Annotated in this window: 23 protein-coding genes; 9 read left to right on the plus strand and 14 right to left on the minus strand. The window is 73.6% G+C overall.

The features are described 5' to 3' along the window. Positions 1–16: 16 nt before the first annotated feature. Positions 17–1078, minus strand: coding sequence for a hypothetical protein (locus CLV72_RS08120; RefSeq protein ID WP_106242397.1), 1062 nt, complete (start codon positions 1076–1078; stop codon positions 17–19). Between the two features lie 135 nt (positions 1079–1213). Here CLV72_RS08120 and CLV72_RS08125 point away from each other — a divergent pair, with 135 nt between their 5' ends. Next, the gene (locus CLV72_RS08125) at positions 1214–1954 is read left to right on the plus strand and encodes a 3-keto-5-aminohexanoate cleavage protein (protein ID WP_106242401.1); all 741 of its coding nucleotides are present in this window, start codon (positions 1214–1216) and stop codon (positions 1952–1954) included. A 134-nt stretch (positions 1955–2088) separates the two neighbouring features. On the opposite strand, the gene CLV72_RS08130 is transcribed toward CLV72_RS08125, so the two are convergent. The 3 genes from CLV72_RS08130 to CLV72_RS08140 form a co-directional block, all read right to left on the minus strand. Continuing rightward, the gene (locus CLV72_RS08130; RefSeq protein ID WP_106242404.1) at positions 2089–3576 is read right to left on the minus strand and encodes an MFS transporter; all 1488 of its coding nucleotides are present in this window, start codon (positions 3574–3576) and stop codon (positions 2089–2091) included. 62 nt (positions 3577–3638) lie between these two features. After that, the gene (locus CLV72_RS08135) at positions 3639–4016 is read right to left on the minus strand and encodes a MarR family winged helix-turn-helix transcriptional regulator (protein ID WP_106243558.1); all 378 of its coding nucleotides are present in this window, start codon (positions 4014–4016) and stop codon (positions 3639–3641) included. Between the two features lie 239 nt (positions 4017–4255). Beyond that, positions 4256–5839, minus strand: coding sequence for an NCS2 family permease (locus CLV72_RS08140; RefSeq protein ID WP_106242407.1), 1584 nt, complete (start codon positions 5837–5839; stop codon positions 4256–4258). Positions 5840–6019: 180 nt separating this feature from the next. Here CLV72_RS08140 and CLV72_RS08145 point away from each other — a divergent pair, with 180 nt between their 5' ends. Further along, a complete protein-coding gene (locus CLV72_RS08145) occupies positions 6020–6400 on the plus strand; it encodes a DUF2530 domain-containing protein (protein ID WP_106242410.1) in 381 nt (126 codons plus the stop codon). A gap of 266 nt (positions 6401–6666) precedes the next feature. Beyond that, on the plus strand, positions 6667–7779 hold the full coding sequence (locus tag CLV72_RS32085; RefSeq protein WP_170140916.1) for a hypothetical protein: 1113 nt from the start codon (positions 6667–6669) through the stop codon (positions 7777–7779). 31 nt (positions 7780–7810) lie between these two features. Here CLV72_RS32085 and CLV72_RS08155 read toward each other — a convergent pair whose 3' ends face one another. Next, entirely contained in the window at positions 7811–8338 is a 528-nt protein-coding gene (locus CLV72_RS08155) for a hypothetical protein (protein WP_146159384.1), read from the minus strand. A gap of 240 nt (positions 8339–8578) precedes the next feature. Between CLV72_RS08155 and CLV72_RS08160 the strand changes: the two genes are divergently transcribed. The 4 genes from CLV72_RS08160 (at position 8579) to CLV72_RS08175 (ending at position 11780) form a co-directional block, all read left to right on the plus strand. Beyond that, positions 8579–10066, plus strand: a complete 1488-nt coding sequence (locus CLV72_RS08160; protein ID WP_211302774.1) for a DUF7059 domain-containing protein — start codon at positions 8579–8581, stop codon at positions 10064–10066. A 90-nt stretch (positions 10067–10156) separates the two neighbouring features. Continuing rightward, on the plus strand, positions 10157–10759 hold the full coding sequence (locus tag CLV72_RS08165) for a dihydrofolate reductase family protein (protein WP_106242415.1): 603 nt from the start codon (positions 10157–10159) through the stop codon (positions 10757–10759). Positions 10760–10780: 21 nt separating this feature from the next. Continuing rightward, entirely contained in the window at positions 10781–11329 is a 549-nt protein-coding gene (locus tag CLV72_RS08170) for a GNAT family N-acetyltransferase (RefSeq protein ID WP_106242417.1), read from the plus strand. A 61-nt stretch (positions 11330–11390) separates the two neighbouring features. Then, the gene (locus tag CLV72_RS08175) at positions 11391–11780 is read left to right on the plus strand and encodes a hypothetical protein (RefSeq protein ID WP_106242420.1); all 390 of its coding nucleotides are present in this window, start codon (positions 11391–11393) and stop codon (positions 11778–11780) included. A 54-nt stretch (positions 11781–11834) separates the two neighbouring features. Here CLV72_RS08175 and CLV72_RS33140 read toward each other — a convergent pair whose 3' ends face one another. From CLV72_RS33140 to CLV72_RS33590, 4 genes are all read right to left on the minus strand, one after another. Further along, complete coding sequence (locus CLV72_RS33140) at positions 11835–15257, minus strand: hypothetical protein (protein ID WP_245929995.1); 3423 nt, start codon at positions 15255–15257, stop codon at positions 11835–11837. Positions 15258–15679: 422 nt separating this feature from the next. Then, positions 15680–16090, minus strand: coding sequence for a BldC family transcriptional regulator (locus tag CLV72_RS33890; RefSeq protein WP_425428049.1), 411 nt, complete (start codon positions 16088–16090; stop codon positions 15680–15682). Positions 16091–16340: 250 nt separating this feature from the next. Continuing rightward, the gene (locus CLV72_RS08190) at positions 16341–16832 is read right to left on the minus strand and encodes an ATP-binding protein (RefSeq protein ID WP_106242423.1); all 492 of its coding nucleotides are present in this window, start codon (positions 16830–16832) and stop codon (positions 16341–16343) included. Next, a complete protein-coding gene (locus tag CLV72_RS33590; RefSeq protein WP_281262398.1) occupies positions 16829–16957 on the minus strand; it encodes a hypothetical protein in 129 nt (42 codons plus the stop codon). The genes CLV72_RS08190 and CLV72_RS33590 overlap by 4 nt, the downstream gene beginning before the upstream one ends. A 331-nt stretch (positions 16958–17288) precedes the next feature. Here CLV72_RS33590 and CLV72_RS08200 point away from each other — a divergent pair, with 331 nt between their 5' ends. Further along, the gene (locus tag CLV72_RS08200) at positions 17289–18131 is read left to right on the plus strand and encodes a GntR family transcriptional regulator (protein WP_106242429.1); all 843 of its coding nucleotides are present in this window, start codon (positions 17289–17291) and stop codon (positions 18129–18131) included. After that, the gene (locus CLV72_RS08205) at positions 18128–18841 is read left to right on the plus strand and encodes an HAD family hydrolase (protein WP_106242432.1); all 714 of its coding nucleotides are present in this window, start codon (positions 18128–18130) and stop codon (positions 18839–18841) included. Before CLV72_RS08200 ends, CLV72_RS08205 begins: the two co-directional genes overlap by 4 nt. Before the next feature lie 160 nt (positions 18842–19001). Here CLV72_RS08205 and tgmC read toward each other — a convergent pair whose 3' ends face one another. The 5 genes from tgmC to CLV72_RS08230 form a co-directional block, all read right to left on the minus strand. Then, positions 19002–20171 carry an ATP-grasp peptide maturase system methyltransferase gene (gene tgmC, locus CLV72_RS08210; RefSeq protein ID WP_106242435.1) on the minus strand — a complete coding sequence of 390 codons (1170 nt, stop codon included), beginning with the start codon at positions 20169–20171 and terminating at the stop codon, positions 19002–19004. Further along, positions 20168–21118, minus strand: coding sequence for an ATP-grasp ribosomal peptide maturase (gene tgmB / locus CLV72_RS08215; protein ID WP_106242439.1), 951 nt, complete (start codon positions 21116–21118; stop codon positions 20168–20170). Before tgmB ends, tgmC begins: the two co-directional genes overlap by 4 nt. Further along, on the minus strand, positions 21115–21417 hold the full coding sequence (tgmA, locus tag CLV72_RS08220; protein WP_106242442.1) for a putative ATP-grasp-modified RiPP: 303 nt from the start codon (positions 21415–21417) through the stop codon (positions 21115–21117). The genes tgmB and tgmA overlap by 4 nt, the downstream gene beginning before the upstream one ends. A gap of 114 nt (positions 21418–21531) precedes the next feature. Then, positions 21532–22374 (minus strand): DUF3027 domain-containing protein, encoded by an 843-nt coding sequence (locus CLV72_RS08225; protein ID WP_245929998.1) that lies wholly within the window; start codon positions 22372–22374, stop codon positions 21532–21534. A 193-nt stretch (positions 22375–22567) separates the two neighbouring features. Continuing rightward, on the minus strand, positions 22568–22948 hold the full coding sequence (locus tag CLV72_RS08230) for a cold-shock protein (RefSeq protein WP_106242449.1): 381 nt from the start codon (positions 22946–22948) through the stop codon (positions 22568–22570). Positions 22949–23281: the final 333 nt, after the last annotated feature.

The raw sequence follows: 23281 nt of genomic DNA on the forward strand, positions 1-23281 counted from the left end.
CCGCGCCCGCCGCGGCTCAGCCGCGGCGGGCCAGTACCACGATCCCGGCGATCGCCGCCGCGGCCACGGCGGCGCCCGTACCGATGAGGCCCAGGGTGCCGGGGCCGCCTGACCCGTCGGGTTCGGCGGCCTCGGCCGGGGGCTCGGACTCGGCGGGCTCCGACTCCGTCTCCTCCGGCGCCGCCGCCGAGGGGTCCGCGCTCGGCGCGGGCGCGGCGGTGGCCTCCGGGAGCGCCGCGGCGGGCACCGGCACCCGCCACACTGCGCTGCCCTGCCCCTCGGCGCCGACCAGGACGGCCGCGCCGTCGCGGGTGTAGGTCAGCGACTCGCCGATGTCCTGCTGCGGCACGGCCGCGGAGTCCAGCAGCCGATCCGGCTCGGCGTAGAAGTGCACCGACCAGTAGGTGCGCAGCGCGAAGGCGGAGCCGTCCGGGGAGAACGCGCCGTCGGTGACGAACATCGGCGCCGAGCCCACCCGGGTGAGCGTGTTGGGCCCGTCGGTGCTCAAGGTCTCCGGCGCGGCGTACATCCCGCCGGAGATGTCCTTGCTGACGATGTAGAGCCGGTTGTCGGCCGGGTCGATCAGCAGGGCCTCGGCGTCGCGGGCGCCGTCCTCGTAGACGAACTCGTAGCTGGTCGGCGCCACGCTCGCGTCGGTCAGCGCCTGCGGCTCGGTGAAGCGGTGCACCCGGACCGAGGGCCAGCTCACCGTCATGTTGTCGCCGATGTCGCCGACGTAGACGGCGGGCGCGCCGGACTCGTCGCGGCCCACGGCGACCGCCTCCCAGTCGCGCGCCTCCACGCCCTGGAGGGTGATGGCGGCCAGGGTCGCGCCGGAGGAGTCCACGGCGTAGACGATCGCGCCGTCGTCGCTGTCGTTGTGGGTGTAGTAGACGCCGTCGTGCAGCTGCGAGGCGGCCAGTCCGCTGGACTCGGCGATCCGCTCGTCGGCGAACTCGAAGACCTGCTCCGGCTCGCCGGGGTCGGCCGCCGCCGTCAGGGCGAGGGCGGCCAGCGCCACCGCCGCCGCCGCGAGGCCCCGCCGCCCGCGCCCGTGCCGTCCGCGCCACCGTGTCATGGTGCGATCCTGCCCGACGCCCGCCGCCCGCCGCTCCCCCGGGGCGGCGGATTCTCCGGCGCGATCGCGGGCAGGACAGCCCTCGACCGGCCGGCAGCCTTCCGGCGGGTCAGGGTTCCGGCGAACGGAGTGACCATGCGGATCGTCGCCTGCCTCAACGGCTCCCGGTCCACCGGCGAGCACCCGTCCGTGCCCGTCGCCCCGCGCCAACTCGCGGACGACGCGCGAGCGGCCGTCGACGCGGGGGCGACCGAGGTGCACCTGCACCCGCGCGGCGAGGACGGCGCGGAGTCGCTGGAGCCGCAGGCGGTGGCCGCCGCCGTCGCGGCGGTGCGCGCGGCCGTGCCCGGGGTGGTGGTGGGCGTCACCACCTCGCTGAGCGCCGAACCCGACCCGCTGCGCCGCTACGACCTCATCAACCGCTGGTCGGAGCTGCCCGACCTGGCGTCGGTGAACATGCACGAGCCGGGCTCCGCCGAGGTGGTCAGGGAGCTGCTGGACCGCCGGGTGGGCATCGAGGCGGGGCTGTGGACGCCGGACGCGGCCCGCATCCTGCTGGCCAGCGGGCTGGCCGGCGAGGTCGGCGCGGTGCTGGTGGAGCCGATGGATCCCGAGCCCGAGCGGGCGCTGGCCGCCGCCGCCGAGATCGACCGGCTGCTCGACGCACGCGGGGTGCGGGCGCCCCGGCTGCTGCACGGCACCGGCGCCGCCGCCTGGCCGCTGCTGGCGGCCGCGGTCGAGCAGGGCCGCGACATCCGGATCGGCCTGGAGGACGTGCTCACCGAGCCGTCAGGGGCGAGAGCGGACGGCAATGCCGCGCTGGTGCGGCTCGCGGTGGCGCGCGCCGCCGAGGCGGGGCGGGCGCGGCTCAGCTGAACAGGCTCCCGGCCACGACCAGCAGCAGGATGAACCCGAGCACCGTGGGCAGCAGCCAGCGCAGCTTCCGTGGTGTCATGCCGCCAGCCTAGGACACCCCGGCGGCCGCCCCCGCCCGGGCGGCCGCCCCGCCGTCAGTCGGGCAGGGCGGCGCGCCGGACGCGCTGCGCGGAGCGGCGCGGACGCGCCGGATGGGACCGGCGCTCCTCGCGGTGCGGGGCCGCGTCGGACGGGCACGGCCGCTCGGACGCCGGTCCGGGCGCGGGCTCGGGCTCCGCCGAGGAGACGTCGACGCCGACCGGGGCCGCCTCGGGCGTGACCCGCTCCGGCTCGGGCTCGACCGCGGGCTCCGGCTCGGGCACCGCCGCGACCGGGCGCGGTGTGCGGGTGACCGAGAGCCGGGGCCAGGGGTGGAAGGCCAGCTGGAAGGCGACGCGCTCGCTCCTGGCCAGCAGCGCGGTGATGACCACCGCCACCAGCACCGACATGGCGCCGCCCACTACCAGCGCGGCGCGTGCGCCGCTCAGCTCGGCGATGGCGCCGAAGACCGGCGCGCCGATGGGCGCCATCCCGGCGAACAGCAGCATGTACAGGCCCATCACCCGGCCGCGCATCTGCGGGTCGACGCTCAGCTGGAACATGGCGTTCATCGCCGTGTTGAAGGTGAGCAGCAGCACGCCCAGCGGCACCAGCACCAGCAGGAAGCCGACGTAGTTCGGGACGAAGGCCGTGGCGATCAGCACCGCCCCGAAGGCCAGCGCCGACAGCAGCGGCAGCCGCAGCCGGGGCCGGGCGCGCCGGGCGGCCAGCAGCGCGCCGCCGAGCGAGCCGACGGCGAGCATGGTGGCGGCCAGCCCGAACTCGCCCGCGCCGGTCTGGAAGACCTGGGTGGTCATCAGCGCGACGGTGGGCTGGAGGCTGGTGCCGAACAGCGAGACGAAGGCGAGCAGCACCAGCAGCAGCTTCAGGTCGGCGCGGCCGTTGACATAGCTCAGCCCGGCCCGCAGCTGCCCCTTGGCGCGCGGCACCGGCTCGGTGGTGTGCAGCTCCGACGCGCGCATCGCGTACAGGCCGGCCAGCACGCCGATGTAGGAGGCGGCGTTGACCAGGAACACCGGCCCGGTGCCGATGGCGGCGATGGCCAGTCCGGCGACGGCCGGGCCGAGCACCCGGCCGAACTGGAACATGGCGCTGTTCAGCGCGATCGCGTTGGCGAGGTCGTGCTTGCCGACCATCTCCACCACGAAGGTCTGCCTGGTGGGGTTGTCGATGACGGTGACGACACCCAGCGCGAGCGCGAAGGCGTACACGTGCAGCACCTGCGCGGTGCCGGTGAGCGCGAGCAGGCCGAGGCCGAGCGCGATGACGCCCATCAGCGCCTGGGAGATCAGCAGCACGCGGCGCTTGGGGTAGCGGTCGGCCAGCACGCCGCCCCACAGGCCGAAGAGCAGCATTGGCAGGAACTGCAGCGCGGTGGTGACGCCGAGCGCGATCGCGCTGCCGTCGGTGAGCTGCAGCACCAGCCAGTCCTGCGCGACCCGCTGCATCCAGGTGCCGGTGTTGGAGACGATCTGCCCCATCGCGAACAGCCGGTAGTTGCGCACGGCCAGCGAGCGGAACATGCCGGTGCCGCCGGGCTCGTCGCCGGGCTCCGCGGTGGGGGCGCCGGCGCCGTCCGGCGGGGCTAAGACTGGCTCAGCCGGTCCAGGATCAGCGACGCCTGGCGCAGGGTCTCCCGCTCCTGGGGCGTCAGTTCGCGCAGCCGCAGGCTCAGCCACGCCTCCCGGCGGCGCCGGTCGGCCGCCAGCAGCCGCCGTCCGTCGGTCGTCAGCTCCACCAGCTGCTGGCGGCGGTCCGTCGGGTGCGGGGTCCGGCGTACCAGGCCGCGTTCCTCCAGTGCCGCGATCACGCGCGTCATCGATGGCGGCTGCACCTTCTCGTGTTGGGCGAGCTCGGTCGGGGTCATCTGGCCGCGCCGGTCCAAAGCTGCCAGCGCGGCGAGCTGGGTGAGGGAGAGCGAGGTGTCGCTGCGCTGGGCGCGCAGCCGACGGGCCAGCCGCATGACGGAGATCCGCAGCGCGACGGCCAGTCCGGGGATGGTCGAGTTCTGTTGGGGCACTCCGTGCCGATTCGTTAGTCTGGGTCATTACTTTTGCTAACGATATCAGGATCGGCTCGAATTCCGGCCGGTAAACCGGCGCGCGCCGTGAGAGTCGTCACAGCGATCCGGCCGGGCCCGGACGCGGCGGTGCCCCGGGCCGAGCGGCCCGGGGCACCGTGTCGCGAACGCCGAGGCGCGGCTCAGCCGACGCCGAGCAGGGTCTGGATCGGCTCGATGCCGAAGAAGACCACGAAGAGCGCGGCCACCACCCACATCAGCGGGTGCACGTCACGGGCCCGCCCCTGGCAGGCGCGGATCACCACGAAGCTGACGAAGCCGGCGCCGATCCCGGCCGCGATCGAGTACGTGAAGGGCATCAGCACCACGGTCAGGAAGGCGGGGATGCCGATGCCGACGTCGGAGAAGTCGATGGACCGGATCTGGCTGAGCATCAGGAAGCCGACGACGACCAGCGCGGGCGCGGCCGCCTCCGAGGGCACCACCTCGACCAGCGGGGTGAAGAACATGGCGAGCAGGAAGAGCACGCCGGTCACCAGGTTGGCGATCCCGGTCCGCGCCCCCTCGCCGACGCCCGCCGCCGACTCGACGTAGGCGGTGTTGGAGGAGACCGACGCCATGCCGCCCACGGCGGCGGCGACGGAGTCGACCCCCAGCACGGCGCGCACATTGGGCACATTGCCCTCGGCGTCGAGCAGCCCGCCCTCGCGGCCGATGCCGACGACGGTGCCCATCGTGTCGAAGAAGTCGGCCAGCATGAGGGTGAAGACCAGCAGCACCAGGGCGACCGCGCCGACCTCCTGGTAGCCGCCCAGCAGGTTGAACTGGCCGAGCAGGCCGAGGTCGGGCAGCCGGACGATCTGCTCGGGCAGCTCGGGCACGTTCAGCTGCCAGCCGTAGGCGTCCTCGGTGCCCGGCCGGGTGCCGGTGAGCGCCTGCACGGCGACGGCCAGCACGGTGGCGGCCACGATCCCGATCAGGATGGCGCCCTTGACCCTGCGGGCCATCAGCACGGCGGTGAGCAGCACCCCGACGACGAACACCAGCAGCGGCCAGCCGTTCAGCTCGCCGCCGCCGCCCAGCGGGCCCAGCTGCACCGGCACGGTGCCGCTGCTGATCAGCTCCCCGTCAGGGCCGACGCTGTCGGGCACCCGGCTGATGAACCCGGCGTTGACCAGCCCGATCAGGGTGATGAACAGCCCGATCCCGGCGCCGATGGCGACCTTCAGCTCGCCGGGGATGGCACGGAACACCGCGGTGCGGAAGCCGGTGAGCACCAGGATCAGGATGATGACGCCCTCGATCACCACGATGCCCATGGCGTCGGCCCAGGTCATCTGGGAGGCCAGCCCGAAGGCGACCACGGCGTTGAGGCCGAGCCCGGCCGCGATCGCCACCGGGAAGCGGCCGACGACGCCCATCACGATCGTGAGCAGCCCGGCGACCAGGGCGGTTGCCGCCGCCACCATCGGCACGCCCTCGCCGGACGCGGTGGTGCCGCCGATGAAGGAGCCGGTGGCGTCGGGCGCCTGGGACAGGATGATCGGGTTGAGCACCACGATGTAGGACATCGCGAAGAAGGTGGCCAGCCCGCCGCGCAGCTCGGCGCTCCAGGTGGAGCCGCGCTCGGTCAGCCGGAAGTAGCGGTCGGCCCAAGCAAGCAGAGCGAGCGGGCCGCCGGGCGCTGGGGCGGTCGGCGCGGCCGCGCCCGCCTCGGCGGGGGGCCGGCCGCTGTCGGGAGCGGGTTCGCTCGGGGTGGCGTTCACGCCGACGAGGGTGCCATGCCCGGCGGCCCGGAGAAAGCACAGGAGCCATCACGATGTCGCGGCGATCCGACATACGTCATGGCACGGAGCTGCGGATACGCCCCTCGCGCCGGGGCCGTGCGCACGGGCTGAGCGCGCCGGAGCCCGAGGCGCGGCGGGCGCATCCCGTAGCCTGGGAGGGTGCGCAGACCGCAGCGGCCCGAACCGGCCCCGATGCAGACCGACGACCGGCTTCCCGCCGTGCTCGGCTCGCTGGCATGGGCCGCCGCCCTGGTGGTGCTGCTGCTGCGCGGCGACTCCCTGGCCGAGCAGGACCGCTGGTGGATCTGGGTGTGCGTCACCGGCCTGGCCCTCGGCCTGTTCGCGATCCTGTACATCCCCCGCCTGCACCGCAAGCGCGCCGAGGCCGAGGAGCGCGGCCGCGCCCGCCGGGCCCGCCGCGAGGCCGAGCGGCGCCGCGCCGGGCAGGCGCTCGACGGCGCCGCCCCCGACCCGGCGGGCGGGCCCGTTCCCGGCACCGCGCCGGACGGCGAGCGGGCGCGCAGGTCCGCGTCGGGCTGAGCCGGCCCGCGACGGGCCGCGCCCGTCCCGCCATGCCCCTGTCCGGGGACCGGTGACGTTCCGCCACCCTGGCGGCACGTCGGGTTATCTTTGTCGCGCTTCCGGATAACTTGTCCGATGACGATCGTGTATGTTCCTCCTGTGCCCCACCGATCATGCCGGGCACCCGCGTGGCGGCCGTTCGCGAGCCGCCCGCGAACGGACACCCCCTCCCGCTGAGCGGTGGCCGCGCGTACGCGGGATCAACGACTCCGAGGGCGGAACGCATGCCTCCACACCGGTCGCCGCGGCGCCGCGGGCCCGTCCGGGCCGCCGCCGCGCTGCTCGCCCTGGCGACCGCGCCCGCCGTCCTGGCCGCCCCGGCCGCGGCCGACGCCCCGCCCGTGGGCGAGCACTACGCCAGCGCGCAGCTGCTCGTGCTGAACTCGATCGACGGCGGCTACGCCCCGGTGGGCAATCTGAACACCGACGAGAACGGCGCCGAGGCGGCCGCCGACTTCACCGCCGACCCCGACGGCCTGTCGGACTTCGTCACCGCCGAGGGCGAGGCCCGGGTGCACCGCACCGGCGACGCTCTCACCGCCGAGGCGTCCGTGCGCGAGCTGACCGTGGCCGCTCCCGACGACGCCGCGGCCGCGAGCGCGCCCGAGGCGCTGGCGCGGGCCCGCGAGGAGGTCTCCGGCACGAACGCGGTCTCCGTCTCCTCGGTGGAGTCCGCCGCCTCCTGGTCGGCCGAACTCGGCGCCACCGTCGAGCTGGAGGTCGGCGAGGTGAGCGCCTACGGCGTCGAACTCGACCTGAGCGGGCAGCCCTCCGACCGCGAGGTCGTGGTCGAGCGCTTCGCCGAGGACGGCGTCACCTACCAGTACGACGCCACCATCACCGCCGAGCGGATACTCAACCGGCTGGACGCCGACGGCGGCCCGGCCGTCGGGCCCGCCGCGACCACCGCCAACGCCTGGCTGGAGATCCGGCTGGACGAGTCGGTCATCGAGGTGGACGGCGGCGACACCGTCTACGCCTACACCGAGGACGTCCAGGTCGGCTTCGTGAACGTGCACAGCCTGGCCGCTGTCGGCGGCGAGCCCACCCCGCTGCCCACGGAGACCGCTGACCCCACCGACCCGGCCCCGGCCCCCTCGCCCACCGGCACCGCCACCGAGCCCGCGGCCCCGTCGCCCACCCCCTCGGCCGCCCCGCCGCCCGAGGACGACGCCGAGGGCACCGGCGCGCTGCCCACCACGGGCGTGCAGCTGGCGGGCCTCATCGGTGCCGCCGTGGCCGCGCTGACCGGCGGCGCGGGCGCGATGCTGCTGGCGCGTCGGCGTGGTGGACAGGGCGAGGCCGAGTCCGGCGCGGGTGGCGCGACGCAGGACTGAGCCCGGCGCGCCGGTCGATCAAGAAATGCGCTCATTCGTTTACGACGTTGATGAAGAACGTGGTCCGGTCCGATTCGGTACCGCGAGCCGTGACGTCGCAGCTGAGACTGTCCGGAATCGTGATCTCGGTTTCGAAGCTACCGGTCGAGTCGGCGTCAAGGGTTCGCAGTGTGTCGCCTGTGCACCAGCTCAATTCGATCCGCTCGTCAGGCTCGAAGTTCTCTCCGGTGATCGTCACCACCCCGCCCTCGACGCCCTGGTCCGGAGCGGCATAGATGCGCGGTTCGGGTTCGGCGGCCGGCGGGGTGGCCAGCCCGTCCGGCGAGGTGCCGGCACCGGCGCCGAGGGTCGCCGCGGGTAAGGCGCTCACGGTGACGGTCACCGTGGCCACCGGTCGCGGCTGATCCGATCCCGCCGAGGGCGTGGTGCTCACGCTCAGGTAACCGGTCGCGATTCCGGCTGCTCCTGTCAGCGCCGCCGCGAGAATGGTCGCGGCGGCCGTGATGATCGCTATCAGCACGCCCTTGTCGGAGCGATCAGACGGGTCAGGTGAAATCACAGGGCTCTCCCGGATTCGGCCGTTGGAAAACTGAAGAGGAGACGGGGAGACAAAGGCTAGGCGTGGCCCGTTCCGAGTGGACGGCGCTGACCCGAACAGGCCAGCACCGTTCGCGGACCAGTACCGCATTCGGACGGCCGAAGCGTCCTCGCCGCCGCGCCTCAGCCGCCCCGCCGTTTCCCTCCGGCCGCCGTCGGCGTGCCGAGCGCCGAGCGCGCCGGACTGCGCGATGATGGGCCCGTGCTCCTGGAACCCGCCGCCGTCGAGCGGCTGCGCACGGCGCTGACCGGTACCGGATACACCGTGGCGGGGGTGCGCGAGCTCCTCGGGCCGGTGGCGGGGGCGGCGCTGGCACGTGAGCAGGTGGTGCCGGCGCTGCGCGCCACCGCCGACGGCGGCCCGCTGGCCGAGCTGGTGCGGCTGTGGTGGCTCCAGGTACCGGTGGAGTGCGCCCGGCTGGAGCCGCTGCTACCCGTCCCCGAACTGATCGCCGCCGGGCTGCTGCGCGACGCGGGCACGGGTGAGCGCTCGGCGCCGCTGGTGCGCGCGGCGGTCGGCATCCGGCCGTGGGAGACCGACGCGGCCGAGGTCTACCTGGTCGCCGACCTGGCCGCGCGGCCCGGCGACCCGCCGCCCGGCCCCGACCACGTCGTGCGCGCGGGCAGCGCCTCGGCCGGGCTGGCCGCGCTCACCGTGCGCACCCCGGTGGGCCGCGCGCTCGACCTGGGCACCGGCTGCGGCGTGCAGGCGCTGCAGCTCGCCGAGCACTGCGCCGAGGTGGTCGCCACCGACAGCAACCCCCGGGCGCTGCGGCTGGCCGAGCTGAGCTTCGCACTGTCGGGGCGGAGCGGCGTCGACCTGCGGGCCGGGTCGCTGTTCGAGCCGGTCGCGGGCGAGGAGTTCGACCTGATCGCCGCCAATCCGCCCTTCGTCATCTCCCCCGGCGGCGCCCGGCTGGCCTACCGGGAGAACGCCTACGAGGGCGACGGGCTGATCGCCGAACTGGTCCGCTCGGCGCCCCGCCACCTGGCGCCCGGCGGCTGGTGCCAGCTGCTCGCCAACTGGCTGCACGTCGACGGCGAGGACTGGACCGAGCGGGTCGCGGGCTGGGCCACGGCGTCCGGCTGCGACGCCTGGGTGGTGCAGCGCGACGTGCAGGACCCGGCCGAGTACGTGGAGCTGTGGCTGGGCGACTCCGTCGAGCCGCCCGGGCCCGAGCGCACCCGCCGCTATGACGCCTGGCTGGACTGGTTCGAGCGGCAGAAGGTGGCCGGGATCGGCTACGGCTGGATCGTGCTGCGCGCGAGCGGGTCCGACCGGCCCGAGGTGCGCGTCGAGGAGCTGCCCCAGCAGGTCGAGCAGCCGGTCGGCCGCTACCTGCCCGAGCTGTTCGACGGCTTCGCCGCCGCGCGTGCCCTCGACGACGAGCGGCTGCTGCGGACCGCCCTCGCCCTGGCGCCCGGCGTCGTACAGGAGCAGACCGGTCCGCCGGGCGCCGACGACCCCGAGCGCATCGTGCTCCGCCAGACCGGCCGCCTGGGCCGCGCCGCGCAGGTCGGCACGGTGGAGGCGGCCCTGGCCGGGGTCTGCGACGGCACCATCCCGCTCGAACCCCTGCTGGCCGCGATCGCCGAGCTCACCGGCGCCGACCCCGCCGAGGTCGCCCGCCGCACCCCGCCCGTGCTGCGCGCCCTGATCGCCGACGGCTTCCTGACGGTGCCGGTCTAGGCCGCGTCCGAGACTGTCGGTGGCGTGCGCCAGGATGCTCACCCGGCCGGACGCACCGGTCCCGCCGCCGCCTCTAGGGAAGGACCCGCCATGAGGACGATCACCGCAAGCCTCTTCATCTCGCTGGACGGCGTGGTCCAGGACCCGCACGAGTGGCACTTCCCGTACTTCAACGACGAGATGGGCGCCTCCGTCGACGCGGTGGTCGGCTCGGTCGACACCCTGCTGCTGGGGCGCAGGACCTACGACAGCTTCGCGGGCGCCTGGCCCGAGCGCGAGGCGGCCGGAGGGGAGGACGCCCCCTTCGCCAAGAAGTTCGGCGACGCCCGCAAGATCGTCGTCTCACACCAGCGGCTCGAATTCGACTGGCGCAACTCCGAGCAGCTCGGCGGCGAGCTGGTCGAGAGCGTCACCGCCCTGAAGAGCGAGGCGGGCGGCCGGATCGCCATCCCGGGCTCCGTCTCGGTCGTCCGCCAGCTGCTGGCCGCGTCGCTGATCGACGAACTGCACCTGCTGGTGCACCCCATCGCCGTCCGCGGCGGCATGCGGCTGTTCGACGAGGGCGACACCCCGGTCCCGCTGCGGCTGGTCTCGGCCGAGACCTTCGCCACCGGTGTGCTGAACCTCATGTACGCCCCGGCGGAGCCGCCCGCGGCCGCCGGTTACGACGACGCCAAGGCCCACATCTCCTAGCCGCACCGGGAGGACCGGCTCATGGCCCACCGGCTGCCGCCGTGGCCCGCGGTGCCGCCCGCGCACGGCTCCGTGGTGCTGCGCGCATTCACCGACCACGACGTGCACCTCGCCGTCGAACTGGCGACGGATCCGTACGTGCCGCTCATCGGCAGCCTGCCCGCGAACCCGACGAAGCGGCAGGCCCTGGCCTGGACGCGTCGGCAGCGAAGACGCCACAGCCAGGGCGTCGGCTTCTCCTTCGCGATCGCCGACGCGGAGAGCGGCACGGCGGTCGGCGCGATCGGCCTGTGGCCGGGGAACCCGCCGGGCCGCGCGACGGCGGGCTACTCGGTCTCCCCCGCCCATCGGGGGCGCGGCGCCGCACGCGACGCGCTGGCCGCGCTGACGGCCTTCGCCTGGTCCCTGCCGACCCTGCGCCGCGTCGAGCTGTACATCGAGCCCTGGAACGAGGCGTCCATCCGGGTCGCCGAGGCGTGCGGATACCTCAGGGAAGGACTGCTCCACGGCCACCAGGAAATCGGCGGCGTCCGGCGCAACATGCTCGTGTTCGCGGCGGAGCGGCCGTGACGGCGGCGGTCGGAGCCGCCGCGATCTGGCGCCGGAAAGTCCGATACGGGACGATGGCCGCGTGTTCTCGGATCGCGATGGGCGCTATCTCCGAACGTTCCAGCGGCAGGCCGCACACGCGCACGACCACTGCACGTTCCTGGCCGCCCGGCTGGGGCCGCTGCGCGGGTGGCTCAGCGCCGGAGGCAGGGGGCTGTCCGAACGGGCGGACCACATCCGGCGCCACTTCGAGGACATCGAGGCGTCCTACCAGCGGGTGACGCGCGAGGCCGAGCGGCCGCCGCCCGACGACCGGCGCTCCCGGCGCGACCAGCGGCGTGAGCTGCGGCGGATCGTGGACGAGATGAGCCGCAAGGTCGACGAGCTGGACAGCCTGGTCCTGGGGCTGGAGGTCGAGCACCGGGTCCAGAGCGGCCGGAGTGACCGGCGCCCGCCCGAAGCGGGCGGTTGACCGGACGCGGCGCCGCCACTCCATGGCGTGCGCCCGGCCCACCGCCGCAGCCCGTCAGTCGTCCAGCGCCGCCTCGGCCAGCAGTTCGGCGGCGCGCTCGGGTTCGGTGAGCACGGCCTCCAGCAGGTGGCGCAGCGGCCAGTGGCCCGACGCCCAGGCCAGGCCGCGGGCGAGGCCGCCCAGGGTGGCGGCGTGCACCTCGTCGTCGGTGTAGCGCCAGGTCACCGAGGTGCCGTCCACGATCAGGTCGTCATGGTCGAGGTAGGCGGTGGGGGCGTCGGGGAGCACCAGGTCCACCACGTCGGGGACGTCGGCGGGCTCGCCGATCGAGCGCACCGCGGCGGGTACCGCCTCGCCCGCCAGTTCGAGGTCGAGCACGTCGGCGATCCGCTCGGTGAGCGGCCGGGGCACGACCACGAGCGGGCGGTCGCCCAGCAGCGGCAGCAGGTCGGGGGCGTCCAGCACCAGCGCGTCCTCGGCGTCGGCGATGTCGACCGCCCCGGCGCGCAGCACCCGGACCCGGTCCGGCGGGGTGACGGCGTCGGGGTCGAGGGCGGCCAGCGCGGCCCAGATCCGGACCAGCTGCTCGCGTCCGACCAGGTTCGCCGGGTCGGCCAGCCGTTCGAGCAGTTCGTCGGCCCCGGCCGGTTCGGCCAGCAGCGCGTCCAGGCTCGTGCGGACGCCCAGCGCCCGCAGCAGCTCGGTGTCGCCGCCCGCGGGCGCCTCGGCGTACAGGCCGGACAGCAGCGGGTCCGAGCCGGGCATCCGCAGGTCGGCGGGGCGGTGGCCGCCGAGCCTGGCCTGGTGCCGCAGCCACCAGGCGGTGTAGGAGGGCCGGTCGACGGCGCGGCCGTCGCCGCCGAGCACCCGCACCGGCCGGACCACCGCGTCGCGCAGCGGCGGTTCGGCCAGCAGGCGCAGCGCCGCGTCCCAGCGGCTCGGGTCGATCAGGTCGAGGTCGCGGACGGCGACCAGTTCGGGGATGACCGGGGGCACGTCGGATTCGGGGTCGTCCAGGTCGGCGGCCCAGCGCTCGGCGCCGTCCAAGGGCAGGTCGGGTTCGCTGAGCGGCACGTCCTGGGCGTGCAGGGTGCTGAAGGTGGACAGCACACCGACGGCACGCAGCGCCTCGGCGCCGTGGCGGTCGACCAGTGCGGGGTCGACGGTGCCGAAGGGGTGGTCGTCGGCGAGGACCTCGCGCAGCGGGGCGTCGGGGAAGAGCAGGTCTCCGGCCGGATAGTGGTCGCCGTCGTCGCCGGTGAGCGCGAGGTCGGCCAGCCAGGGGTGCTCGGCGGTGGTGGCGCCCGCTTCGGCGGCCAGGGTGAGGACGGCCCCGGCGATCGCGTCGGGGTCCTCGGCGTCCAGGGAGCCCTCGACGGCGGCGCGGGTGCGCGGGTCGGCCAGCACCGCACGCGGGTCGGCGGGGCGCGCGCCGAGCCGGGCGAGCAGCGGGTGCGCCGCCTCGGGGTGCACGATCCGCAGCTCCAGCGGTTGGAGCGCGGCCGCGTCCAGGCCCGGCTCGGGCAGCAGCGCGCCGCGCGGCCCGCGCACCAGCCGTCCGTCGGCCAGCGGCACCGGCAGCGCGCCGAGCGCGTCGGCGTCGGCACCCTCCAGCGCGGCGTAGAGTCCGCGCCACCAGGCGGGCGGCCGGTCGAGGTCGGCGAGCAGGTCGGCGAGGTCGGCGGCGCCGATCCGGCGCACTCCGAGCCGGGTGAGGGCGGGATCGCGCACCGGCCAGTCGGGCGGCAGCAGCCCGGCGGAGCCGGGGAAGGCGTCGGTGAGGGCGGCGACGGACGCGGGGCCGGTCTCCAGCGCCACGCTGTCGGCCGGGCGCTGCCGCCGGGTGCCGTCGCTGGTGGGCAGGAAGGGCGTCTCGGGCAGCCGGGCCAGGATCGCGCGGCGCAGCCGGGCGTCCAGCGCGCCCTCGGCGAGCGGTCCGGGGACCAGCTTGAGCAGGGCGGGGCGCGGCGGGAGCGCGGCCAGCAGCGCGGCGTAGGCGTCGGCGGCCCGCTCCGTGACCATGTCGGCCAGCGGCCCTTCGGCGACGTGCCTGCGGTCGGGCGCCAGCGGGTACCCGGCGAGCAGCACGGCGGGCAGGCCGACGGGCTCGTCGCTGGGGGTGGGGGCGTGCAGCACGGCGGGCACGCCCTCGGGCAGCGGCACGGGGGCGTCCTCGGCGTCCACGGGCACCGCCCAGCGCACGTACCAGTACGGCCGGGCCCGCTCCTCCACCGGCCGGTCGGCGAGCAGTTCGCCGCTGACGCGGCCGCTCGCGGCGGCCAGGCGCCAGCGCGTCTCGGCGCCGTCGACGGAGGTGACGACGTGCTCGTCCTCGGCGCGCCCGGCCAGCACGCGCGTCCGGCCGCCGGACCTGATCTCGACCTCTTCCAGCGCGGGCAGGGCCAGCAGCAGCGCGGGCCCGGCCTCGTCCAGCAGCCGCCGCACCAGCCCGCGGGCGGCCGCGTCGCGCAGCGGCAGCCGCACGACGGTGTCGTACCCGGGCGGCGGCGCAAGGTCGGCGCCCGGCTCGGCCGGTCCCGCGAAGGGCAGCCGCAGCACCGGCGCCCGCCCGTGCCGCTCGGCCAGCTCGCCCGCGAGCGAGGGCACCTCGGCCAGCAGTTCGAGTGTGCGCCGCAGCGACCAGTGCACGGCGCCCGCCGCCCCCGCGATCGCGGGCTCGTCGCTCACCGCGACCACAGCGGCGAAGCCGACCCCGTAGCGGCCGACGGTGGTGTGGCCGGGGGCGTCAGGCGCCGGCGCCGGGCGCGCGTCGGCACCGCTCACGGGTCGCTCCGGCACCTGCGTGTGCACGCCCTCGGCGTCGTGCGGAACCGCCGACGGGTCCGTTCGGACTGCGCCTTCGAGTCGCGGACCGTCCGATACCTGCGTGTGGACGCTTCCGGTGCCCTCCGCAGCCGCGGACGGGCCCTCATGTGCGGCACCGTCGTCGGCGTGCGGGTCCTCCGGGAGGCGCGCGTGCACGCTCTCGGTGGCGCGGGCCTGCGGCCAGGACGCGGCGCGGGTGGTGCCGTGTGCGCTTGAGGAGGCGCCGAGAGGGTGGCCCGCGCCGTTCGCCGGGGCGTCGGGGTGGTCGGCCGGTCCCGTGTCGGCGCCGGGGTGGGCCGTACCGGGTGCGGGAGCCGCGTCCGGTGCCGGGGCGCCGCGGAAGTCGTCGGGGCCGCGCTTGGCCGAGGCGCGCATGGTGGAGAGCGCGATGACGCCCTCGGTGTCGAGCGGGGCGCCGGTGTTGGCGGCCGTGAGGGCGTCGCCGTCGAAGTCGAGGAGGAGGCGGCCGCGAACCCCGGCGCGGACGGCCGCGTCAGCGGCGTTCTGGGCCAGCTCCACGATCAGGCGGTCGCGGTGGCCGCCGAGCGCGAAGTCCTCCTCGGTGTTGGCGTCCTCGCGGAAGCGCGCCGGGGAGGCCGCCCAGGCGGCGAGCACATCGCGCCGCAGCCCGGCGGTGCCAAAGGGGTCCATGCCGTCGTCCACCTTCGTGTCAAGGTCCCGCTGGGTTGTCCACAGTTCGACCGGATGGCCTGGAGCGTTCATCCACAGCCGGACGACTCCGCTGGGCGCGAAGGCCGGGCTTCGCCAAGAATGGTAAGGGGCGCGCCCCCCGGGCGGGCGGGGGTTGGGCGAGTGCGTGCGGCGGCGCGGCGGCGGGTTCACCCGCCGGACGTGATCACATCGGGTGCCGGAGCGGTTCCCACCTGCTCTGATGCCGCGTCCGGCCGAGCGGCCCGGGCCGGCCGACCGCCACCACGAATTCCGGCGAAAGCTCCGAAACCGGGCCGCTCGACCGGCGGATTCGAGCGCGCAGGCCGTCCGAGCGGACTCGCGCGGACGGGTCGGCGGCGACGCCCGGCGCGCGGAGCCGCACACGGGTGCGTCGCGGACGGTCAGGCCGGCCGGCCGTCCGGGTCGTCGCGGCCGTCGTGGTCCGGTCGGTCGGGCTCGTCGTCGGTGGTCTGTTCTTTGAGGAGTTGGCGGACGTCGTCGGCGGAGTAGCGGCGGTGTCCGCCCAGGGTGCGGATGTAGGTGAGCTTGCCCTGGCGGGCCCAGCTGGAGACGGTCTTGGGGTGGACGCGGAACAGGTTGGCGACCTCTTGGGCGGTCATCAGCTCGGGTAGGGCCCCTTGGAGTTCTTCAGGGAGTGGAAGCCGCTCCGGCAGGCGGCTGGGGTCGAACCAGTAGTGGCCGCTGACGAAGACCGCGAAGACCTCGTCGGCGTCGGCCAACTCCTTCAACGCTTGGGGGGTGCGGCCCGACAACCGGGCGGCCTCGCCCAGCGGAACCATGGACGCGGGCATGGCGGTGTCCTCCAGTCTTCGGGCGCACCCGTGCCGTGGCATGGGTGCGCCCGAGGGCGAATGGGTCAGGTCATGTGGTGGTCCCGGCCGCAAGGGGAGCCTCCCCCTGCCGGCCGTACCGCCCCATCGGGGCAGATCTCGGGGCGGGCGGCCGCTCGACCCTCACGGCCGGGACGCTTGCGGGGCCGCGCCGGAGATCACGGCGGCGGCGAATCCGGGCGGCGCCGATCAGGCAAGGCCGACACGGCGGTCAGAGGCGCCGGGGCACGGAGAAGTCGTCGCAGTCGTATCCACCCCAGGCCAGATCGAAGTAGACCGTGGTTCCGCCCGACCCGTAGTGGTATCCGTGCGCGGCCGACATCTCCGCCACGACCCGCAGACCCCGCCCGCTCTCGGCATCGCCCTCATCGGCATGCACCACATGCGGCAGAAAACCGTCCGCGGGCCCCTCGTCCGCCACCGCCACCCGCAACTGCCGCTCCAGGCGTTCCAGCTGCACATCGAACATCCCACCGGTCCGGAAACTGTCACTGTGCTGCACCGCATTGGCCGCCAACTCCGACACCAGCAGCACCGCCAGATGCACAACGCTCTCCGGAACCGCGGCCAAGCCCGCGTGCTCGGCGTTCAACTCCCCGTACAACCAGTCCCGAGCCTCATGCACCGACTCCGGCTCACCAGGGAACTCCTGCATCGACGTCACCCCGGCCGGGGCCACCACACCCGGCACCGCCGCGATCACCGGGCCACCCCCGCCGCCAGCTGCGCACGCTCATGCGCGACCAGGTAGGGACGTACCATCGCCGGACGCCCCTGCGGGACGTACTGGTCCAGCGGGAGCCATTCGGTGGTCTCACCTACGCTCATTCGCCGGACGGCCGGCGGCCACACGGGCCCCCGGTCGAGCGTTGGGCGCCTGAGGCTCGGGGCGTGTCGGCCGTGACACCACACCGATGCCGCGAAGGCACGCCCATGCCGTATGAATCGATGGATAAAGTCCATCTGTCACCACTCCTCAATCCAGTTGGTGGCCACACCCCCGGACGTTGCAGCGTCGCGGGGGTTCTTGCCTGAACGTCACACTGAGAGCCGTTGGCGCTCTACTATGCATCTAGGTTGCCTAGCCAACCTAGATAGGTCAAGAGGATTGGCGATTTTTCTTTCTAGGTCGCCTAGGCATCTTCCGTAAGCTGGACCCATGAGCATCGACCCCGAAGACCCTCGTCCTCCGTTTCAGCAGGTGGCGAGCGCTCTAAGAGCATCGATCCTGACTCGGAAGCTTGAGCCAGGCGACCGGCTGCCCTCTGGCTCGGAGTTGGCCAAGACGTACGGCGTGGCGCGGATGACCGTGCAACAGGCGGTTCGGCTCCTGCGAGACGAGGGCCTCGTGGTCTCACAGCAAGGTCGCGGAGTCTTCGTCCGGGAACGAACCTCTCGACCGGTGGGGTTGCGCCCGCACATCGAGCGAGCTTTCACGAGCAAGGCGGTGACCATCGACTTCGCCGGGTTCGGAGGAGAGACGCTCCACGGGGCCCTCCAAGAACCGGTCGACAAGGTACGCGACGGCCGGTTGACCCCCGAGACGATCCGGGTTCGAATCCTGGTTCCGGACGTATCGGCGCCGATGGGCTTGCCGGTCCGCGCTGACACCCTCGCCGATGATCCTGAAGTAAGGAAGCGGATGCACCGGATCATGCTCCGCTATACCCAGGGTATTGAGGACACGGTCCAGGAGCTAGAGAACCTCGGGCTGGTCCAAAGCGCTGTTGTACACACTCGGGTCTACTCTGTCGCTCCGATGTTCAAGCTCTACATCATCAATAGCGATGAGGTGTTCTTCGGTTACTATCCAGTCAAGGAAAACACTGTTTCGATCAACAGCGAGAAGGTGAAGATTTTCGATCTCATGGGAAGGGACGCCACACTGTTCCATCACGCGGCAGACGATGACCCTGACTCCACCGGCTCGCAGTACGTGGCCCAGTCGCAAATGTGGTTCGACAGCATCTGGGACAACGTCTCCAGGGAGCGTGCGGAATGAGCCCAGAGGAAGCAAGTATGGTTCGTCGCGCCCGGGCGGTCATGCTCGACTTTGATGGGCCAGTGTGCAGCGCCTTCGCGGGATACCCGGCGCCGCAGGTCGCCCGCGACATGCTGGCGCGGTCCCGTGAGGCCGGAGTGCCCGTCTCAACGTCGGCCGCCGCCGAGACGGACCCCATGGAAGTACTCCGCTACCTGTTCACGGTCGCCCCAGAGCGCCAGGCGGAATCCGACCAGATGCTCCGCGACGCCGAAGTGCTCTCCGTCAAGCAGGCGTCTGCGACCCCGGGCGCAGTCGACTTCATGCGGGCCTGCCAGACAACCGGCCGCCCGATCGTGATCGTGAGCAACAACGCCCCCGAGGCGGTGACGACCTTCCTCGAAAAGGAAGGACTCTCCGACCTCATCGACGCGGTGTTCGGGCGCAGCCGGGTATCACCAGAACTGATGAAACCACATCCTCACCTTCTCGGACTCGCCCTCGAACACCTCTCCACCGACCCGGCCGACTGCCTGATGGTGGGCGACTCCGCAACCGACATCGAGGTCGCACAGACAATGGGAGTCCCGACAGTCGCCTATGCCGACCGCCCAGGAAAGGCGGAGCGCTTCCGACTCATGAACAGCGATGCCGTCATCAACGACATGCATGAGATCGCTATGGCTATCGCACTAAGAACACACGGGAAATCTAGACCCCTCACAAATTAGGCAGCTCACGTCGGAAGAACCGGGACCAGGAACTCCTGTCGATCCTGGGAATCGAGTGGGCACGCTTCATCGAACACGTGAAGACCGCGCACTGACTCCAGGCAGGCCCGAGGCCCCGCCACTCCCTTGTGAGAGGCGGGGTCTTTTGTTGTCCGTCCGCTTAGATCGGCAGCCGCCAACTCGGCCCCTGGGGAGAGTCGAGCCAGAGGCGTTGCTCAGCAGGGGTGGCGGTGAGGCCGAACCGGGAGATGTCAGGCGAGCCGTGGTCATGCCAGGTCCGGATGGCGTCTTCGACCTGGTCCCACAGGCGGACCGGACCGCTCTGGCGGACCCGCCAGCCGCCGTCCTCGGGCTGAACGTGAGTGCGTGAGCCGCTGGCGATGTCCCACAGCAGCACATCGCGGGAGGTGGCAACGGCGACGGCGCCGGGGGCGGCGAGCTGGGCGAGAAGGCGCGCGGTCGGCTCCCTCAGCACCTCGGGGCCCAGCGCGCTGGGGCGTTCCGCCCCGGCAGGCGGGTACAGCAGGGGACCCGCCGGGGGCGGCTGATGCGGGCGGGCCAGCATGAAGGAACGGTGACCGGTCAGGAACCGGCCCTCGGCGCAAGCGTCGTCGGTGACGGTGAGCAGGGCTTGGGCATTGGCGTGCATCCACCCCGACAGGGTGAACAGGATCGTGCCGCCAGGACGCACCTGGTCCAACCAGGGCGGCGGCAGGTAGCGGAAGGAGCAGGTCGCCACCAGCCGGTCGTAGCGACGGTCGTCCGCAAGTCCGTCGAGATCACCGAGCACCCCGTCGGCCACCAGCAACCGGGGACGGTGGCCGACACGCGCCAGCGCGGCGGCGGCGGCCGCGGCCACCCCGGAGTCGACCTCGACGGACGTGACCCGGGCATCGCCCAGGGCCTGGCACAGCAGCGCGGTGGAGTAGCCGGTCCCCGTGCCGATCTCCAGCACCCGCTGCCCGGCACCGATGTCCATGTCCTCCAGCATCGCCACCACCAGGCTCGGCAGTGTCGAAGACGAGGTCGGAGAGCCCACCACATCGCCCATGGCGTCAGCCGCGTCGACCCCGTCGACCTGGGTGACCCAGGAGACGTCCTGGTAGGCCAGCTCCAGCCACTCCTGTTCCCCCAGCCGGTCGCGGCGGACCGGACGCCAGGCGCTGCCGTCCTCGGTCAGCCGGTAGACCGCCTCTCCCAGGAACACCTCGCGCGGCACCTCCTGAACCGCGTCGCGCCATCGCCCCGTGCGCACCTCGCCCCGTTCGATCAGGTCGGCGGCCAGGGCCCGCCTCAGCTCGGCGGCGGCATCGGTCGTGGAGTGGGTCATGTGTGTTCTTTCTGCAGTAGGTCGGCCAGCGCGGTGGTGATCGGCTCGCGCACCACCTCGATCCAGGCCCACTGGCCGTTGGGATTGCACTCCAGGAACACCCAGGTACCGTCTCGACACAGGGCGAAGTCGAACGCGCCGAAGGCCAGGCCGAAGGCGTCCAGGTAGGCGTCGATGGCAGCCCGGACCGGAGGGGGCGTGGGCAGGGCCGTATAGGTCAGGCTCGGGTAGTCGCTACGCCAGTCCAGCCCGGGCGCCCCGTCGATGCGTACCGAGAACACCTGGCGCCCGACGACGGTGGTGCGGATGTCGGCCTGCTTGTCCACCCGCGCCTGGAGCAGGTGCGGAGCGCCACCGATCGACTCGTCCAGCATGTCGGCGTCGACCTCGTCGACCCAGATCGCCCGGTGCACCCCGTCGTCCCCCTGGTACTCGCCGTTCCACAACGGCTTGTACACCACCTGATGGCGGCGGGCGAAGACGCGCGCCCGCACGATGTCGTTCGTGACCAGGGTCCTCGGGATGACGAACCCGCAGCGTGCCGCTGCGGCGAGCTGGGCCACCTTGTGTTCGGCCTGCCGATTGTGCCAGGGATGGTTCACGTACAGCGCTCCCGGCAGGCTGGCGAGCACTCCGCCCAGTCCCCACCGGGACTGCTCCACCACCCACCGCCGGTCCGACTCGGTCAGCTCCTGAGCGGCGACGTAGGGAGAAGGGCGCCGCCAGTACACCGACCGCACCCCCGCCAAGGCCAAGCGCCGGGTGGGAGTGACGACCGCGCCGGTGAGCCCTTCCTCGTCCACGGTGGCGGCCAGTTCCACCTCAGCGGGGAAGGTCCCCGGATCCAGCCGCACCACCGGCACCCCACGCCGGTGGAGTTCGGTGGTCACCAGGTCGGCCGTCGCATCGCGCAGTTCGGTGACGACCAGGACAGGACGCTCGCTCAATCGGGTCCGTAGTCCACGCTGGTGTCGGTTCGGGGACTACCGGGGTTCGCTCCGTCCGGACCGGCGTGGGTCTCCGTATGGGTGTCCTGGCGCACATTGGTGCCGTGCTTGCCCGCCTCGATCACCTGCCCGGCCGCATCCAGGCAACGGGCCGTCTGGGTCTCGGGATCAAGTTCGATGCGCGCGTAGCAGACCGGAGCGGCGGCCGGGAAGGGTCGCATCCGGGTCAGTCCCCACGGGGGTACGGCAGCTGGCGCCAATGCGCTCTCCTCACCAGGGCGACGGGCACCATGCTTCATTCCCCGGGCACAAGATCCTTAGCCCCTGGCCCAGCTCCTACACGTGTCAGCACAAGGCCCCCGCCACTCCCTCCGGAGGCGGGGGCCGTCTCGCTGTTCACATGGTGGCGGGGCTCAGTCCCCGTCCGGCTTCTCGGCGGGCGGCTCGTCCGTGGCCTGGCCCGCCGGGATGATGTCGTAGCCCAGTTCGTCCACGATCGGGGGCGGCGGTTCGGTGGCGACGGCGGGGAGGACGGCTTCGGAGTGGGCGCCGCAGCCGTGGTCGAGGGAGACGACCTTGCCGTCGTCGGGGGCGAAGGCGTTGGCGCAGACGCCGAAGAGCTGGCGGAGGCCGCCCGCCAGCGGGACCATGAAGCCGCAGTCGGCGCAGTGGCCGGGGGCGGAGTCGGCGATGGGGCTGTCGGGGCCCGCGTCGGAGGTGTACCAGCGGTGCGCCGCCTCGTCGCGGCCGATGGCGGAGAGCACCCGGGGGCGGCCCAGGCCGAGCTCCCACAGCATCTGGCGGTCGGGGGCGTCGGCGGCCAGGGCGGCGCGCAGCGGGTCGGGGTCGTCCTGCGGCACCTGGGTGAAGCCGGGCGCGAGGCGGTCGTCGTCCTCGGGGGTGGGCAGCAGGTCGCCGACGCCGAGGTCGCCGGGGCGCAGCCGCTCCTTCCACGGCACCCACTCGGGCGCCAGCAGGGCGTCGGTGCCGGGGAGCAGCACGCTCTCGCTCACCGTGACGACCTTCGCGCGGGCGGCCCGGGCCACCGTCACGGCGAAGCGCCAGCCCTGGTAGCCCGGATCGGCGCAGTCGAAGTAGTGGGTGACCACCCGGTCGCCCTCGGCGCGCAGCGCGAGGTGCTCGCCGACGTACTCGGGACGGCTGATCTCGACCGCGGCGGAGCGGGCGAGGTCGACCGCCTCGGCGCAGGCCGGGTCGACGGCCGGCGTACGGGAACGCGTCTGAGTAGGGCTCACAGCTACCGATTCTCTCGTCACGTGGCGGTGCGCGGGTGGGCGCCGCCGGCGCCGCAGGGGCAGGACGGCTCTCACGCCCCCGCCGGCCTCGGCCGGTCGGCCGGCACCCCGCATCCTGAGCTTAACCGGGGCCGGGGGCGATTGGCACCACAGGTGAACTGCGCGCATGCGGCGCCGCCGCGCCGCGGCGGGCTCAGGCTTCGAGGTCCTCGGCGACCGCCCGCAGCACCTGGGCGATCTTGGCCGCCTCGCGGCGGTCGGGGTGCTTGTCCCTGCGGTACGCGCCCGAGACGTGGTCGAGCAGCTTGATCAGGTCCTCCACGATGACGACCATTTCCTCGGGCTTCTTGCGCAGCGCCTTCGCCACCGAGCGCGGTGCGTCGAGGACCTTCACCTGGAGGGCCTGGGCGCCCTTGCGCCCCTGGGCCACGCCGAACTCCACCCGCTGGCCGCTGTGCAGCACGGCGCCGGCGGGCAGCGCGGAGGAGTGGACGAACACCTCACCACCGTCGTCACTGGTGAGGAATCCGAACCCCTTGCCCGTGTCGTACCACTTGACCTTGCCGGTGGGCACGTGAAACCTCGTCGTAGAATCGTGGCCGGATCGCCGCAGCCTGCCTGTCTCGCGAGAGGCCCCGGCACGTGCGCGCGCCTGGAGCCCCTGTCCCCTCTAGGTTACCGGCACCCGCCGCGCGGACGCGAAAATCACCTGCCCGCCTTCGGTCACAAATCGGGCGCCGCCCGCGGCGCCCCCGGCCGTCGCCCGCGAGCCCGGTCCACGTCTCGCCCACGCGTTCATCCGCACGGCACCGGCGGCCGACGCGAGCGGTCGGGCCGGACAAGCGAACGGGGACCCGGACGCGAAGTCCGGGTCCCCGTCGGCGGCGCCCCCCGCCCGCTATGCGGA

The sequence above is a fragment of the Allonocardiopsis opalescens genome (assembly GCF_003002095.1).
Lineage (GTDB): Bacteria > Actinomycetota > Actinomycetes > Streptosporangiales > Streptosporangiaceae > Allonocardiopsis > Allonocardiopsis opalescens.

Excerpts from the sequence above, each read along its gene's own strand:
- CLV72_RS33890 (WP_425428049.1), bottom strand. The coding sequence starts at position 16,090 with ATGCCCGCGTCCATGGTTCCGCTGGGCGAGGCCGCCCGGTTGTCGGGC.
- CLV72_RS32085 (WP_170140916.1), top strand. The coding sequence starts at position 6,667 with ATGCCTCCACACCGGTCGCCGCGGCGCCGCGGGCCCGTCCGGGCCGCC.
- CLV72_RS08125 (WP_106242401.1), top strand. The coding sequence starts at position 1,214 with ATGCGGATCGTCGCCTGCCTCAACGGCTCCCGGTCCACCGGCGAGCAC.
- CLV72_RS08120 (WP_106242397.1), bottom strand. The coding sequence starts at position 1,078 with ATGACACGGTGGCGCGGACGGCACGGGCGCGGGCGGCGGGGCCTCGCG.
- tgmA (WP_106242442.1), bottom strand. The coding sequence starts at position 21,417 with ATGAAGCATGGTGCCCGTCGCCCTGGTGAGGAGAGCGCATTGGCGCCA.
- CLV72_RS08200 (WP_106242429.1), top strand. The coding sequence starts at position 17,289 with ATGAGCATCGACCCCGAAGACCCTCGTCCTCCGTTTCAGCAGGTGGCG.
- CLV72_RS08130 (WP_106242404.1), bottom strand. The coding sequence starts at position 3,576 with ATGTTCCGCTCGCTGGCCGTGCGCAACTACCGGCTGTTCGCGATGGGG.
- CLV72_RS08205 (WP_106242432.1), top strand. The coding sequence starts at position 18,128 with ATGAGCCCAGAGGAAGCAAGTATGGTTCGTCGCGCCCGGGCGGTCATG.
- CLV72_RS33140 (WP_245929995.1), bottom strand. The coding sequence starts at position 15,257 with ATGGACCCCTTTGGCACCGCCGGGCTGCGGCGCGATGTGCTCGCCGCC.
- CLV72_RS08170 (WP_106242417.1), top strand. The coding sequence starts at position 10,781 with ATGGCCCACCGGCTGCCGCCGTGGCCCGCGGTGCCGCCCGCGCACGGC.
- tgmC (WP_106242435.1), bottom strand. The coding sequence starts at position 20,171 with ATGACCCACTCCACGACCGATGCCGCCGCCGAGCTGAGGCGGGCCCTG.
- CLV72_RS08165 (WP_106242415.1), top strand. The coding sequence starts at position 10,157 with ATGAGGACGATCACCGCAAGCCTCTTCATCTCGCTGGACGGCGTGGTC.
- CLV72_RS33590 (WP_281262398.1), bottom strand. The coding sequence starts at position 16,957 with ATGAGCGTAGGTGAGACCACCGAATGGCTCCCGCTGGACCAGTACGTC.
- CLV72_RS08135 (WP_106243558.1), bottom strand. The coding sequence starts at position 4,016 with ATGCGGCTGGCCCGTCGGCTGCGCGCCCAGCGCAGCGACACCTCGCTC.